General features: G+C 45.1%; 12 protein-coding genes. 7 read left to right on the top strand and 5 right to left on the bottom strand.

What is annotated here, in order from left to right:
• Positions 1 to 170 precede the first annotated feature (170 nt).
• Positions 171 to 1,460, top strand: a complete 1,290-nt coding sequence (locus tag VME0621_RS12140; protein WP_006074261.1) for a citrate synthase — start codon at positions 171 to 173, stop codon at positions 1,458 to 1,460.
• 75 nt (positions 1,461 to 1,535) lie between these two features.
• Here VME0621_RS12140 and VME0621_RS12135 read toward each other — a convergent pair whose 3' ends face one another.
• Complete coding sequence (locus VME0621_RS12135; protein ID WP_062463080.1) at positions 1,536 to 2,294, bottom strand: Nif3-like dinuclear metal center hexameric protein; 759 nt, start codon at positions 2,292 to 2,294, stop codon at positions 1,536 to 1,538.
• An 84-nt stretch (positions 2,295 to 2,378) separates the two neighbouring features.
• On the opposite strand from VME0621_RS12135, the gene VME0621_RS12130 reads away from it, so the two are divergent.
• Positions 2,379 to 3,146 carry a DUF1853 family protein gene (locus VME0621_RS12130; protein ID WP_065311686.1) on the top strand — a complete coding sequence of 256 codons (768 nt, stop codon included), beginning with the start codon at positions 2,379 to 2,381 and terminating at the stop codon, positions 3,144 to 3,146.
• A gap of 92 nt (positions 3,147 to 3,238) precedes the next feature.
• Here the strand turns inward: VME0621_RS12130 and thiI are convergent, their stop codons facing one another.
• The 3 genes from thiI to pomA all read right to left on the bottom strand — a co-directional run bounded on the left by thiI (position 3,239) and on the right by pomA (position 6,668).
• On the bottom strand, positions 3,239 to 4,687 hold the full coding sequence (gene thiI / locus VME0621_RS12125; protein WP_065311685.1) for a tRNA uracil 4-sulfurtransferase ThiI: 1,449 nt from the start codon (positions 4,685 to 4,687) through the stop codon (positions 3,239 to 3,241).
• A gap of 241 nt (positions 4,688 to 4,928) precedes the next feature.
• Positions 4,929 to 5,864, bottom strand: coding sequence for a flagellar motor protein MotB (locus VME0621_RS12120; RefSeq protein WP_038225394.1), 936 nt, complete (start codon positions 5,862 to 5,864; stop codon positions 4,929 to 4,931).
• A 39-nt stretch (positions 5,865 to 5,903) separates the two neighbouring features.
• Entirely contained in the window at positions 5,904 to 6,668 is a 765-nt protein-coding gene (gene pomA, locus VME0621_RS12115) for a flagellar motor protein PomA (protein ID WP_031493735.1), read from the bottom strand.
• Positions 6,669 to 7,011: 343 nt separating this feature from the next.
• Here pomA and xseB point away from each other — a divergent pair, with 343 nt between their 5' ends.
• Genes xseB through dxs form a run of 3 tightly spaced genes read left to right on the top strand, consistent with a single transcriptional unit; the run spans position 7,012 to position 10,047 of the window.
• Complete coding sequence (gene xseB, locus VME0621_RS12110; RefSeq protein ID WP_006074254.1) at positions 7,012 to 7,254, top strand: exodeoxyribonuclease VII small subunit; 243 nt, start codon at positions 7,012 to 7,014, stop codon at positions 7,252 to 7,254.
• Between the two features lie 20 nt (positions 7,255 to 7,274).
• On the top strand, positions 7,275 to 8,159 hold the full coding sequence (gene ispA, locus VME0621_RS12105; RefSeq protein WP_062457011.1) for a (2E,6E)-farnesyl diphosphate synthase: 885 nt from the start codon (positions 7,275 to 7,277) through the stop codon (positions 8,157 to 8,159).
• Between the two features lie 22 nt (positions 8,160 to 8,181).
• Entirely contained in the window at positions 8,182 to 10,047 is a 1,866-nt protein-coding gene (gene dxs / locus VME0621_RS12100) for a 1-deoxy-D-xylulose-5-phosphate synthase (protein WP_006074252.1), read from the top strand.
• Positions 10,048 to 10,153: 106 nt separating this feature from the next.
• Here the strand turns inward: dxs and gltX are convergent, their stop codons facing one another.
• The gene (gene gltX / locus VME0621_RS12095; RefSeq protein ID WP_038225397.1) at positions 10,154 to 11,581 is read right to left on the bottom strand and encodes a glutamate--tRNA ligase; all 1,428 of its coding nucleotides are present in this window, start codon (positions 11,579 to 11,581) and stop codon (positions 10,154 to 10,156) included.
• Positions 11,582 to 11,744: 163 nt separating this feature from the next.
• Between gltX and VME0621_RS12090 the strand changes: the two genes are divergently transcribed.
• Together VME0621_RS12090 and VME0621_RS12085 are read left to right on the top strand one after the other, a co-directional pair.
• On the top strand, positions 11,745 to 14,489 hold the full coding sequence (locus tag VME0621_RS12090) for a heavy metal translocating P-type ATPase (protein WP_062457008.1): 2,745 nt from the start codon (positions 11,745 to 11,747) through the stop codon (positions 14,487 to 14,489).
• Positions 14,490 to 14,547: 58 nt separating this feature from the next.
• Positions 14,548 to 14,997: a DUF411 domain-containing protein gene (locus VME0621_RS12085; protein ID WP_006075234.1), complete on the top strand. Its 450-nt coding sequence runs from the start codon at positions 14,548 to 14,550 to the stop codon at positions 14,995 to 14,997.
• The last annotated feature ends 28 nt before the right edge of the window (positions 14,998 to 15,025 follow it).

The raw sequence follows: 15,025 nt of genomic DNA, 5'->3' as shown, positions 1-15,025 counted from the left end.
TTGGTGTAACAAAATATGCTACACAGAACAGATTTTTAACCATTTTTCTATAAAAAATCATAACAAGTGCACACATCACCGTTTAAAAATTGACTTTAACCGCGAAGCGAAGTAAAAAATTGGCACACAAACATCCTGGACGGATTAAATAATAAACAAAGGAGATTGTTATGGCAGATAAGAAAGCGACCCTTCATATTGAAGGTCAAGCGCCAATCGAGCTGCCGATTATGGATGGTTCTATCGGACCACAAGTAGTCGACGTTCGTAAACTTGGAGCCAATGGTTACTTTACTTTTGACCCAGGTTTTCTTGCCACTGCATCCTGTGAATCTCAAATCACTTATATCGACGGCGGCAAAGGTGTACTACTGCACCGTGGCTTCCCAATCGATCAGTTAGCTAACAATGCAGACTACCTTGAAGTTTGCTATATCCTTCTTGTTGGTGAAGCCCCTACACGAGAAGAATATGAGAGTTTCAAACAAATCGTTACACGCCACACCATGGTTCACGAACAAATCGCGAGTTTCTTCCACGGTTTCCGTCGCGATGCTCACCCAATGGCGGTTATGTGCGGTGTTGTAGGCGCTCTTGCAGCCTTCTATCACGATTCTTTAGATATTAATAATGATACGCACCGTGAAATCGCGGCTTATCGTTTGATTTCTAAGATGCCGACACTTGCAGCTATGTGTTACAAGTACTCAATCGGTCAACCATTCATCTATCCTCGTAACGATCTAACGTATGCGGAAAACTTCCTACACATGATGTTTGCTAACCCATGTGAAGAGTATGAAGTGAACCCTATCGTTGCACGTGCGATGGATAAAATCTTCACTCTGCACGCAGACCACGAGCAAAACGCTTCGACTTCTACAGTACGTCTTGCTGGTTCATCGGGTGCTAACCCATTTGCGTGTATTGCAGCTGGTATTGCATCACTATGGGGCCCTGCTCACGGTGGTGCCAACGAAGCATGTTTGCGTATGCTTGAAGAAATCGGCTCTGTTGATCAGATTCCGGAATTCATCGAGCGCGCGAAAGATAAAGACGATCCATTCCGCCTAATGGGCTTTGGACACCGTGTTTATAAAAACTACGATCCACGTGCAACAGTAATGCGCGAAGCGTGTCACGAAGTACTAAAAGAGCTAAACATCAAAGATCCACTACTCGACGTGGCAATGGAACTTGAGCGTATAGCACTTTCAGATGAGTACTTCGTTGAGAAGAAACTGTATCCAAACGTAGACTTCTACTCAGGTATTATCCTTAAAGCGATTGGTATCCCTGTTTCTATGTTTACGGTTATCTTCGCGATGTCTCGTACTGTGGGTTGGATTGCTCATTGGAACGAAATGCACAGCGATCCAGGCAACCGTATCGGTCGTCCTCGCCAGCTTTATACTGGTGAAGAAATGCGTGATTTCAAACCGCTTCACGAGCGTGAATAACAGAGCACATCAATCAGACACAACATCTGAAAACAAAAGAGCAGCTTACGCTGCTCTTTTTTATTAGAAGAAAATCTAAACTGGATTATCAATGTCGATAAACTCGACATCAAGGCCATGCGCTGATGCTAGCCACTCACCCAGAGCCTTAATACCATATCTTTCAGTTGCATGGTGGCCCGCCGCAAAATAGTGGATGTTCAATTCACGGGCTGTGTAGGTTGTGCGCTCAGAGATCTCACCTGAGATAAATGCATCGAGCCCTTTAGATGCAGCAAGTTCAATATAGTCCTGACCACCACCGGTGCACCAACCTACCGTTTCAATCATTTTCTCCGCTTGTTCAGGTGCAATGTGAAGCGGTTCTCTAGAGAGAACCTGAGCAATTTTCTGAGCAAAGGCTTCATCAGTCATCGGTTGAGCCAGTTTACCAAACATAGCTACAGACTGAGGGTGCCCTTCTAGTCCATCAATCACTTCAATGTCGAGTAATTCAGCTAATCTCGCATTGTTGCCAAGTTCAGGGTGTATATCCAGAGGTAAGTGGTAACCATACAAATTAACATCATTTTTGATAAGGGTGCGAATACGTTTACCTTTCATACCACGAATGGCTTCAGGTTCGCCTTTCCAGAAATAACCATGATGAACCAATAAAGCATCCGCGTTAACAGATACCGCATAATCGATCAGTGCTTGCGAGGCTGTTACACCTGTCACTACCTTATTTATTTCACTAGCGCCTTCAACTTGTAGCCCATTTGGACAATAGTCTTTAATCAGTTGAGGAGACAACTTTTCATTGAGCACCGCTTCGAGTTGTAAGTTATTCATAGCACTTCCTGAGCAATTTCTTGATTTCCGTGGTTATAGCAATTTAATCTAGGGTTGTCGAAAGGAAAACGCAAACACATGAGCATGAATACTATAAAGGAATTCTTATCTTGGATAAGGACTAGTCCTAGTCTAATGATGAATGACCACAGAATCTCGCCCTACTTCCCCAGCGTCAATATGGATTCAGATGTTAAGGTTCACAGAGACTATGACGGCAACCCTAGACTCGGTTTTTTGTATCAGGAACTGTGTCGTCGACAGTTTGACGCCAGTCATGAATATCAAGTTATAGTCGAAGAATTGCAGTTACAGCAAAATAACCGAACTATTGGTGCTATCGACTTTATTTTGGATAACCTTGCCACTGAGCAAATCGAGCATTGGGAAGTGGCAATAAAGTTCTATCTACTCAAGGACGGCTATTGGTATGGACCAAATGCCAAAGATCGCCTGGATAAGAAATTGCATCGCATGCTTGAACACCAACTTATGATGACTCGCACAGAAGCGTTTCAAGCTTTGTATCCGAACATTGATGACATTTCTCAGCACCTACTGATGCAAGGCAGACTTTACGTCAACCCATTTGAAAAGACTACAGTTCCAGAATATTGCCTAGGTTTGAAGATCAATCCGGAGCGAGTCACTGGTTTTTGGTGTTATCAAAGTCAGTTTGAAAGGGTTACGGAGCCTTTGTACCAACTATCCAAACCTCTTTGGGCAACGGGATTCAACAACGAAAACAAAGTGCCAGTGACTGAACTGCCACAACACTTTATCCATTGTCAGTCTGAAACTGGTCAGTTTTGGTTTATTGTTCCCGATGACTGGCCGCAGAGTAGTATGTAACTACAAAGCCATAACTAACGGGCATAAAAAATGGGCCCTAATAAAGCGCCCATTTTTACCTTGTGATTTGTCTATCGCTTTAAGGACGATCCCTAAGGGCGATACACCTTCACATTGTTAAAACCTTGTTCTTGCAAATACAAAGCTTGAAGACGACTCATTACGCCGCGATCACAGTACAACAGGTACGTTTTCGACTGGTCTAAGTCACCAAACTTGGTTCCTAACTTAAAGAATGGAAGGTGTTGAACTTCAACGCCATCGAGTTCCAACGGGCTCTCTTCCTCTTCTTCTGCGCTACGAATATCTAAAACGATAGCGTGCTCTTCAACTGCTTGAACTTGCTCAACTTCAGGCGCTTGCTCCTGACTTTCTTTTTCGATATCACGAATGTCCATCATTCGCGCATCACGCACGACTTGCTCAAGAATCCCAAAGTCGAATTTCTCTTCTTCAGCTTCTAGCTTAGTTTTCACAGCCTTCACAGTTGGCTTACGAGAAATCACCCCGCAGTACTCAGGCATGGTCTTAGCGAAATCTTCAGTACCAATTTCACGAGCAAGGTCGATAATGTCTTCTTTATCCCAGTTGATCAGGGGGCGAAGAATTAATGTGTCAGTGACACCATCGATATGACGTAAATTAGTCAGCGTTTGGCTTGATACCTGGCCGAGTGCTTCACCCGTTACCAAGGCTTCAATGCCAAACTTTTCAGCAAGCATTCCACCAGCACGCATAAACATACGCTTAAGAATAACGCCCATTTGGCCGTCTTCTACTTTTTCAAGAATTTCAGCAACAACCGGTTCAAAGTCCACCGAGATGAATTTCACTTTCGCTGAAGAGCCGTACTTGTTCCATAAGTAATGCGCAACTTGCTTAACGCCAATCTCGTGAGCAGGGCCGCCTAAGTTGAAGAAGCAGTAATGCGTTTTAGAACCGCGTTTAATATGCAGATAGCTTGACACACCAGAATCAAAGCCGCCTGAAATCAAGCTCAGCACATCTTCTTGTGTGCCAAGAGGGAAACCACCAAGCCCTTTATGGCGAGCGATGATTTGATTCAGTTTATCGTTCGCAACTTCGATGTTTACTGTTACGTCAGGCTTAGACAGTTTCACACGAGCACTTTCGACAGCTTGGTTCAAGCCACCGCCAACATAGCGCTCAAGCTCGATTGAGGTGAAGTCGTGTTTGCCGCGTCGCTTAGCTCGAACAACAAAAGTTTTGTTTTCGATACGGCTGCCGTTTAGTTCCAACACCTGCTCGTAGATATCGTGCATATCTTCAAAATCAGATTGCTGAACCTCAAGAACATGATGGATACCCGGGGTGTGAGTTAGGATCTCCAACACCTCGTTGTAGTATTCATCAGAGCTAGCATTCACTTCAATGTGGTCACGACGGTTATATACCGCTACAGATTCCGTACGGCGCTGGATAATAATTCGCAGGTTGCACTCTAAGATTCTTGTAAAGCGCTTACGCACTGAATCGCTTTTTACAAAAATCTCTGGATGGGGCTTTACGATAAATCTCATAGTCTTTTCACATCTCGTTGCAATGCTGTCTGAGCACGACAGTATAGGTAACAAATATCAACTGTAGTACAAACTCACCCAACTCATCGTGCCAAGTTTGAGACTAGAGCGGGCATTCGTCTATTTTGGGGCGCAAGTATATACTCTACGTAGTTAAGATGCGAGTGTTGCAATTGTAGCGTTCAGCACAATAAAAAACACCAGCGCTGAACGCTGGTGTTTCATAGTAATAGTGCACATTTTATTGACCGTCTGCAGACACCTCATCAGTGTACACTGGCTCCCCTTGCATAATACTGATTTCAACACGGCGGTTGCGCGCTCTCTGTCGCTCAGTATCATTCGGGCCCAAAGGTTCGGTATCAGCCACTCCCAGCACTCGCAACCTTTGATGAGAGAAGCCTTTTACTTTCTCCATCTCTTGGGCAACAGAAACGGCTCGCTGAGACGATAAATCCCAATTAGAACGGTACAGCTCAGAATCCAAAGGCAAGTTATCCGTATGCCCTGATACACGGACTTGGCCAGGTATATCCTTAACTAAATCAGCAACCTGACGAACAAGAGGTCTAAATTTAGGCTGCAAGAAGGCCGACCCCTCTGGGAAAGCGCCTTTTTCTTGAATTCGAATCACCAGTTGTTGTCCCAAATTGTCCACTTCAACGGCACCCTGATTAATCTCTTGCTGCAACGCTTTCCTGATGATCTCCTCTAGCTTATCGAGATCTTCATTTTGCTGTTCGCTCTGTGCTGACGCCGTGCCAATCTGGTTCTTTTGAGACCTATCCGCAGTTTGACCGCCTGTCATTTTGCCATCGTCTCGCTGATTACCACCAGCTCGATCCGACTCACCTTCATGAAACTCCAGCGTTTGCTGAGTGATGTCCATGGTCTGCTGCATAATGACATCAATTGGCGTCGGCTCAGGGCGACCTGGTCGGAATTCTTGCGCGATGATGCTGGTACCCTTAGGGATATCTTTCACCTCAAGGCGATTTTGTACCCCAAAGGCAAACTTCATGGAGCCCGCGATCTGCTTGAACTTTAGTACGTCCATCTCTGAGAATGACAACAGAAGTACAAAGAAGCACATGAGTAGCGACATCAAATCCGCAAATGTGCCCATCCATTGGGGAAGACCCGGTGGTGGACAATCACATTTTTGTTCCTCTTCCACAGCTCCTCCTACACCAATTTAATATGTGAGACCAGCATGTTACTCACCGTCCAAATCAAAGGCTCGCTTGCTTTCATTGAGGTAGTTTTTCAAATAGCCATCAATCACGCGAGGGTTTTGACCATCTTGAATCGCCAAGACACCATCCATAATCAAACGACGATTGAGTTTTTCTTGCTCGCGACGCAACGTCAGCTTGTCAGCAATCGGGAAGAAAAGCATGTTGGAAAGAATGGCTCCATACAAGGTTGTTAATAGTGCCACCGCCATTGCTGGGCCGATCGACTTCGGATCGTCCATGTTAGAAAGCATCGCAACCAAACCGATAAGGGTACCGATCATTCCCATTGCAGGAGAGACGTCACCAAATGCCTTAAAAACGCCCGCTCCTTTCACATGACGTTCATCGGTTAATGCGATGTCTTTTTGCATCGCGTTACGCACGACTTCTGCATCGTGACCATCAACCAAAAGATCGATGCCTTTTTGCATAAAGCTGTTCTGGATATCCATTTCCTCTAACGCAAGGAAACCACCTTTACGTGCCGCATCCGCCATTTCGACGATTTTCGCGATTAAGTCTTCAGGTTCATCGGTTTTGAACATGAACGCTTTGCCCGCAATCTTCGTTGCACTAAAGAACTGGCTCAGAGTGAACTTCATCAACACCACAAATGTCGAACCACCGATTACGATGAATACCGACGTGGTATCGTAGTAAGTCATGATGCTGCCACCCAGCACCATCGCCATAATGATCGAAGCGGCCCCACCAATTAGGCCTATCAGCGTTGCTAAATCCACTCAACACTCCATAAATAATTGCCATCAATCGACATTGACGAACCTGAATATCCGCACGAGTCTATCGCGTTATATTCAGGTTATCGACCACATGCCCATATCTTTAAGTAATTTATGACCTGAAAATCACAAAATTCCCCTTTCCTTCTTCTTCGAGTCTGAGTCAATTCGAGAAATCACCATAAAACAACATCTTCCACAGTTTCTATATCCATCCTGTTGAACAAATTTGTAGCAGAAACAAAAAGTGGAAAGCATCTTGGTTACATTTTTAGCACCATTAGTTTGACCATCCGTTAAGGCTCATGTAACGTTCGAACATTTCTGATAAAACAAGTAAGTTATGGCGACGAAAAAACCAGAGAACATGTCGTTTGAAGCGACAGTGGATGAGCTTGATATGCTTGTCGAACAACTAGAAAATGGTGACCTTGCATTAGACGACGCGTTGAAGAAGTTTGAACGTGGTATCGCTTTAGCTCGTGCTGGCCAACATAAGCTTACTGAAGCAGAACAAAAAGTCAGCATCCTGCTAGCCAAAGATGACGACGCAGAACTTGATGACTTCTCCCAGTCAGCAGAATAGAACCAAAAGTGAGTATCCCCATGATTGAGGCTTTAAAGTCTTATCAACAACGTAATAACGAGCAACTGGACGCTTGGCTCGACCACTACCCTTTCCAACAGCAAAGATTAATAGAAGCAATGCGATATGCCTTGCTACTTGGCGGTAAACGCGCTCGCCCTTTCCTTGTTTATGCTACCGGACAGATTTTTGGTTGCACCAATGAACAATTAGATACTCCGGCCGCTGCTATTGAGTGTATCCATGCCTATTCGTTGATCCACGACGATCTTCCTGCAATGGATGATGACGAACTCCGTCGAGGTCAAACGACTTGCCATATTCAATTCGATGAAGCGACCGCTATTCTAACTGGTGATGCTCTACAAACACTGGCCTTTACCATTTTATCTGAAGGTGAATTGGCATCCTTTGCCAATGAGCAACGTATTACTATGGTACAAAAGCTTGCTCACGCTTCAGGTGCTGCTGGCATGTGTATTGGGCAAGCGCTCGATCTAGAAGCGGAGAACCGCAATGTGACACTGGAAGAGCTTGAGCGTATACATCGTCATAAAACAGGGGCATTGATTAAGTGCGCTGTTCAGTTAGGTGCTTTGGCAGCTGGGGCTAAAGGGGTTCAATACCTGCCTCAGTTGGAAAATTACGCTGATGCAGTTGGACTCGCGTTTCAGGTACAAGACGATATTTTAGATATTGTCAGTGACACGGAAACCTTAGGCAAACCTCAGGGTTCAGACGTCGAACTTAACAAAAGCACGTACCCTGCTTTGCTAGGATTAGAAGGGGCTCAGCAAAAAGCAGCGCAGCTTTTTGAAGAAGCGCTTTGTGCTTTAGAGGCAATCCCCTACAATACTCAATTACTCGAAGATTTCGCCCGATATGTCATCGAGCGCAACAACTAAACAGAATTAAAGCGCTAACACTATGACACTTGATATTTCAAAATATCCAACACTGACATTAGCAAATACACCGGAAGAACTTCGCTTGATGCCAAAAGAGTCACTTCCGAAGCTTTGTGAGGAGCTAAGAACGTATTTGTTAAACTCTGTGAGCCAGTCAAGCGGACACTTGGCTTCTGGCTTAGGCACGGTTGAATTAACTGTCGCTCTACATTACGTATACAATACGCCTTTCGACCAATTGATTTGGGATGTGGGCCATCAGGCTTATCCACATAAAATTTTGACGGGTCGACGTGAAAAGATGTCGACCATTCGTCAAAAAGATGGGCTTCACCCGTTCCCTTGGCGTGAAGAAAGTGAGTACGACGTTTTATCCGTTGGCCATTCATCCACATCTATCAGTGCAGGACTTGGTATTGCTATTTCTGCGGCTAAAGAAGGCAAAGATCGTAAAGTGGTCAGCGTTATTGGCGATGGCGCCATTACTGCGGGAATGGCGTTTGAAGCGCTTAACCATGCTGGTGATGTTCATCCTGATATGCTCGTAATCCTCAATGACAACGAAATGTCTATCTCGGAAAACGTTGGCGCTCTAAACAACCACCTCGCTCAGGTATTATCTGGTAGTTTGTACACTTCGATTCGTGAAGGTGGTAAAAAAGCACTATCAGGTTTGCCACCAATCAAAGAGCTGGTTCGTCGTACGGAAGAACATTTAAAAGGTATGATCGTTCCGGGCACGCTATTTGAAGAGCTAGGCTTCAACTACATCGGTCCAGTTGATGGTCATGATGTCAATGAACTGGTTAAAACGTTAAAGAACATGCGTGAGCTTAAAGGTCCGCAGTTCTTACACATTATGACCAAGAAAGGTAAAGGATACGAACCAGCAGAGAAAGATCCAATCGGTTACCACGGCGTACCTAAGTTCGATCCTTCTCACTCCTGCCTGCCCAAAAGCAGCTCAAGCAAACCAACCTATTCAAAGATCTTTGGCGATTTCCTATGTGATATGGCAGCCAAAGACCCTTCATTAATGGCAATTACCCCTGCCATGCGTGAAGGCTCTGGCATGGTACGTTTCTCGAAAGAGTATCCGAGCCAATATTTCGATGTCGCGATTGCAGAACAGCACGCCGTGACATTAGCTACTGGTATGGCTATTGCTGGTAACCGCCCAATCGTTGCCATTTACTCTACTTTCTTACAGCGCGGCTATGACCAACTGATCCACGATGTAGCTATTATGGATTTGCCTGTAATGTTTGCTATCGACCGAGCAGGATTAGTCGGGGCTGATGGTCAAACTCACCAAGGTGCCTTCGACTTAAGCTTTATGCGCTGCATCCCTAACATGGTCATCATGGCACCAAGTGATGAAAATGAATGTCGCCAGATGCTCTACACTGGTCACATGCACAATGGTCCAAGTGCCGTGCGCTACCCACGTGGTGGGGGCAATGGAACAACACCAGAAGCTGAATTTACCGCTCTAGAAATCGGTAAAGGTCGCATCGTACGTGAAGGCGAAAAAGTAGCGATATTATCCTTCGGTACTTTCTTAGATAATGCGCTTATCGCGGCGGAGAACATCAATGCTACCGTCGCTGATATGCGTTTTGTTAAACCGCTTGATGAAGCGCTAATTAGAGAGCTTTGCAATAGTCACGACGTCATAGTTACTCTAGAAGAAAACGCTATTGCAGGTGGTGCTGGCGCTGGCGTAATTGAGTTCATGATGAGTGAGAAACTAATGAAGCCCGTCCTAAACCTAGGGCTTCCTGACAGGTTCGTCGCTCAAGGCACTCAAGATGAGTTGCACGCAGAGCTTGGACTGGATGCGGTGGGTATAGAAAAATCCATTCGAGACTATCTAGAGAAGTAATCTTACTTCCATATAAAAAGCGGCTTGTGAGTCGCTTTTTTTGTTTTTATGAAAAAAAGGCCGCAATATTTATTGCGGCCTTTTCAATATCATCGAGTAAGAGTAATTAAGCGTTCGCTTCACGCTCAGCAATAAATGCTAAAGCCATCTTAATGCGAGCAATAACACGCTCTTTGCCAACCAGTTCCATAACTGCATCAACCGATGGAGATTGACCACCGCCTGTTACTGCTACGCGAAGTGGCATACCGATTTTACCCATACCAATTTCTAATTCTTCACAGACCGCGGCAATAACTTGCTCTTTAATATTTACTGTTGTCCACTCTTCCAACGCTTCTACTTTCGCTAGCGCAGCTTCTAAAGGCGCTTTAGCTACACCGCGTAGATGTTTCTTCGCAGCACCAGCTTCGAACTCAGAGAAATCTTCGTAGAAGTAACGGATTTGCTGTGCAAGTTCAACCAATGTATTGCAACGCTCACCAACTAGCTTAATGACTTCTGTGATAGCAGGACCATTCTCTGTGTTTAGCTTTTGCTCATCAAGGTGCCATTGTAGATACTTTGCCACATACTCTGGCTCAGATGTCTTGATGTAATGGTTGTTCAACCAGTTTAGTTTGTCAGTATTGAACGCAGATGCTGATTTTGAAATAGCATTCAAAGAGAACAGTTCGATCATCTCTTCTTGTGAGAAGATTTCTTGGTCACCATGAGACCAACCTAGACGCACCAAGTAGTTGTTCAAAGCATTCGGAAGGTAGCCTTCATCACGATACTGCATCACAGAAACCGCGCCGTGGCGCTTAGACAGTTTCGCACCATCATCACCTAGGATCATTGCACAGTGTGCAAATGTAGGTACTGGAGCACCTAGAGCTTCATAGATGTTGATCTGACGAGGCGTGTTGTTGATGTGATCTTCACCACGAACAACATGTGTAATACCCATATCCCAATCATCAACCACTACCACAAAGTTATATGTTGGCGCACCATCGGTACGACGAATAATCAGGTCGTCCATTTGGCTGTTTGAGATTTCAATGCGACCACGGATTTGGTCATCAAACACAACGCTACCCTCTTTCGGATTGCGGAAGCGAATAACACATGGGTCACCTTCTTTTGCTGCTGCGTTCGCTGCAACAATTTTAGGGTGGTTCGCATCATAGCGAGGAATTTCTTTGTTCGCTTCTTGCTCTGCACGAATCTCTTCTAGCAACTCTTTCGGCGCATAACATTTGTATGCTTTGTCTTCGGCAAGCAGCTTATCAACCATTTCATTGTATCGATCAAAACGCTTAGATTGGTAATAAGGACCCTCGTCCCATTCCAAACCCATCCACTGCATGCCTTCCAAGATCGCGTCCACTGCTTGTTGCGAGTTACGCTCTAGATCGGTGTCTTCGATACGAAGAACGAATTCGCCGCCTTGGTTTTTAGCAAATAGCCAAGAATACAGTGCAGTACGTGCACCACCGACATGAAGATAGCCTGTAGGGCTAGGAGCAAAACGTGTTTTAACCGTCATCGAATGTACCTTGTTGTCAACGTCGCACGATGCGCTTCATCGTGCGTTGCAAATTTGGGCGCTATTTTATCACCTTAAGCTAAATCTACAATCAATAGCTTGACCTTACCCTTGCGGTAAGGTTTATCGTTAGTCACAGTTCAATATTTCTTCGAGGTGTTTTATGAATCAATATACGCTAAATCTATCAGGACTCTCCTGCATGGGGTGCGTGAATAAGTTGCAAAAAGCACTCGATACCTCCCCGCTATCGATGGATGTCAAAACACTCACCACTGAACAACTTATCGTGGAGAGTTCGTCGGATGTCCAAGACATTATTTCCATCGTTCGATCCCTTAACTACCATGCCATTCCCGTATGGCATTTTGTACTTTCAGGTCTGAACTGCGGAAAATGTATAGCGAAATTGCGCACTCAGCTTGAATCATTGGAAGACTGCGAAATTCTCTCATTGAGTAAATCAGAGTTAACCATTGCAACAGTAGACAATCCGCTAACTATTATCGATAGCGTAGAAGCTGTTGGATATCAAGCAAAGCAAGCGGCCAATCCTACCAGTGGCAATGACGTTGACGCGTCTACGCAAAGCGAGGGTATTGAGCCTATTTCTCCTGATATATCGTCGCTAACAGAATCGAAGGACGAACCGCTGTTAACACAAGAGGGCTACAGACTTCATTACCTGATTCATGGAATGACTTGTGCAAGTTGTGTGAGCTCGGTAGAGAAAGCACTAACCAGTGTTGATGGCGTCAAGAACGCTCGCGTTAACCTTGCTGAACAAAGTGCTATGGTGGTAGCTTCCAAAGATGTAGAAAGCATCAATGACGCTTTGCTCGCTGCGGTTTCGAGTGCTGGTTACCAAGGGGAGCTAGTTCAAGACTTAGCCACAAGCCAAAGTCAGCAACAGCAAGCGCTTTTAGACCATCAAGCGACTCAAAAAAAGCACACTATTGTTGCCTTAGCCATTGGTGCTCCGCTCATGCTTTGGGGAGTACTAGGTGGCAATATGATGATCCGCAACCCTCTAGACCAAATGACCTGGGGGCTAATTGGAGTCATCTGTTTATGGCTACTCGCCACCGCCGGGCGCGACTTCTATGTAAATGCTTATAAAGCGCTAACACACAAACGAGCAACGATGGATACTCTCGTCGCGTTAGGCACGGGCGCAGCATGGTTTTACTCTATGTTAGTGGTGGTCAAGCCTAGTTGGTTCCCACATCAATCTAGACATGTCTATTTTGAGGCAAGCGCGATGATTGTGGGATTAATATCTCTCGGGCACTACATCGAAGCCAAAGCAAAGTCTAAAACCAATCAGTCGCTTCAAGCGTTAATGAACCTTCAACCACAATATGCGACTGCCATTATTGATGGTCAAGATCAACCTATGGCAGTGTCAGATATTCGTCTTGGCATGCTGCTTAGAATAAAGCCTGGTGAAAAAGTTCCTGTTGATGGCCTAGTACTTGAAGGACACAGCTATGTTGATGAGTCCATGTTGACGGGTGAACCTGTAGCCGCGGCAAAAGACATTAATGACTCCGTATCTGCAGGCACATTAAACACCGATGGTAGCTTGGTTATCAAGGCAACAGGTGTGGGCGCAGATACTATGTTGTCGCGTATAATTAATCTAGTAAGAGAAGCGCAAAGCAGTAAACCTGCCATTGCTAAATTAGCAGACTCTATCTCAGCAGTATTTGTTCCCGTCGTTGTAGCGATCGCTTTATTAGCCGCGGCAATTTGGTTCTTTGTCGGACCAGAGCCTAGAGCCAGTTATATGCTTGTTGTGACGACAACAGTACTTATCATCGCCTGCCCATGCGCATTAGGTTTGGCAACACCACTGTCTATTACTGTTGGTATAGGCAAAGCAGCCCAAGCCGGCGTATTAATTAAAGATGCCGACGCCTTACAAAAACTAAGTAAAGTAAAAGTCGTCGTATTCGATAAAACCGGCACACTGACCATGGGTCAGCCAACCGTACAGCGAGTATTTACATCGAACCTATCAGCACATGAGCTGACAGAACATGAGCTGGCCAAATTGGTATTGCCATTAGAAAAACGTTCAGAACATCCTCTAGCAAAAGCGGTCACTCGATATTGGTCGGCCACTGACACAAGTGAGCCCCAACAATTTGAGAATCTTAAAGGCAAAGGGGTTAAAGGGATAGTTGACGATAAGCAAATAACCATTGCATCGCTCAATCACGTACAAAGTTTGAACATTGATACAACGCCGATTCAAGATGGCCTCGATGAAGCTGCAAATATGGCTGCGACACCAGTGGTCGTGGTTATCGATAATTCAGCGGTAGCTGTGATTGCTATCGCCGATGAGCTTAAGCCAGAAGCCGCGTCTGCAGTGGCATCATTGAAACAGCAAGGTATTCATACTGTGATGCTAACGGGTGACAACCGACATGTTGCTAACGTAATCGCTAAGAAACTAGGTATCGACGAGGTGGTTTCTGAAGTACTGCCAGATGAGAAGTCCGCTCATGTAGAGTCACTTAAGGCTAAGTTTGGGTCTGTCGCTATGGTTGGTGATGGCATCAATGACGCACCTGCTTTAGCACTTGCTGATGTCGGTATTGCCATGGGCTCAGGGAGTGACGTGGCCATCGAAAGTGCGCCAATGACATTGCTTAATAGTAACCCTGCAACGGTGGCTTACGCCATCTCACTGTCTAAAGCGACAGTGAAGAACATAAAACAAAACCTATTTGGTGCGTTTATCTATAACTCGTTAGGGATCCCGATTGCAGCAGGGATTCTTTACCCGATTTTTGGTTTTCTGCTCAGCCCTGTTTTTGCTGGAGCAGCCATGGCACTGTCCTCTATTACCGTTGTCAGCAACGCAAATAGACTCAGAAACTTTCAATATAAAGGCTAATCGAGTTGGTTAACCGATAACGATATAGCCAATAATTACTTGTTAAAAAGGATTCAATATGTCAAAGCAAACACGTTTATTCAAACTGGCAACACTGTCGTTTGCGATGGTAACAGGTTCAGCGTTTGCCACGGATATGCTCACGTATAAGTCACCTTACTGTGGCTGCTGTAAAGAATGGGTGAAGCATATGGAAGATGCTGGATTTAACGTTACGGTTGAAGAGCATAAGAATATGAACCCGATAAAAGAAAAACTAGGTATAAAGCCCGAACTCGCTTCGTGTCATACAGCGGTTATCGGTGACTATGTCTTCGAAGGCCATATTCCAGCCGATGACATCAAGGCTTTCCTAGAGAACCCACCTAAGAACGCTAAGGGACTCGCTGTTCCTGGTATGCCCGTTGGTTCTCCAGGTATGGAATATGGTGACAAGAAAGACCCTTATCATGTCTATGCTTACAATGAGAAAGGTCAAGTCTACAGTTTCCGTGCTTACAATATGTAACGTGAAGCACTGATACTAGAAAAACGCC

Source organism: Vibrio mediterranei, from assembly GCF_900088415.1.
GTDB classification, from domain to species: Bacteria; Pseudomonadota; Gammaproteobacteria; order Enterobacterales; family Vibrionaceae; genus Vibrio; species Vibrio mediterranei.
The sequence above is the reverse complement of the archived record's forward strand: the minus strand, read 5'-3'. Positions and strand labels throughout refer to the sequence as shown.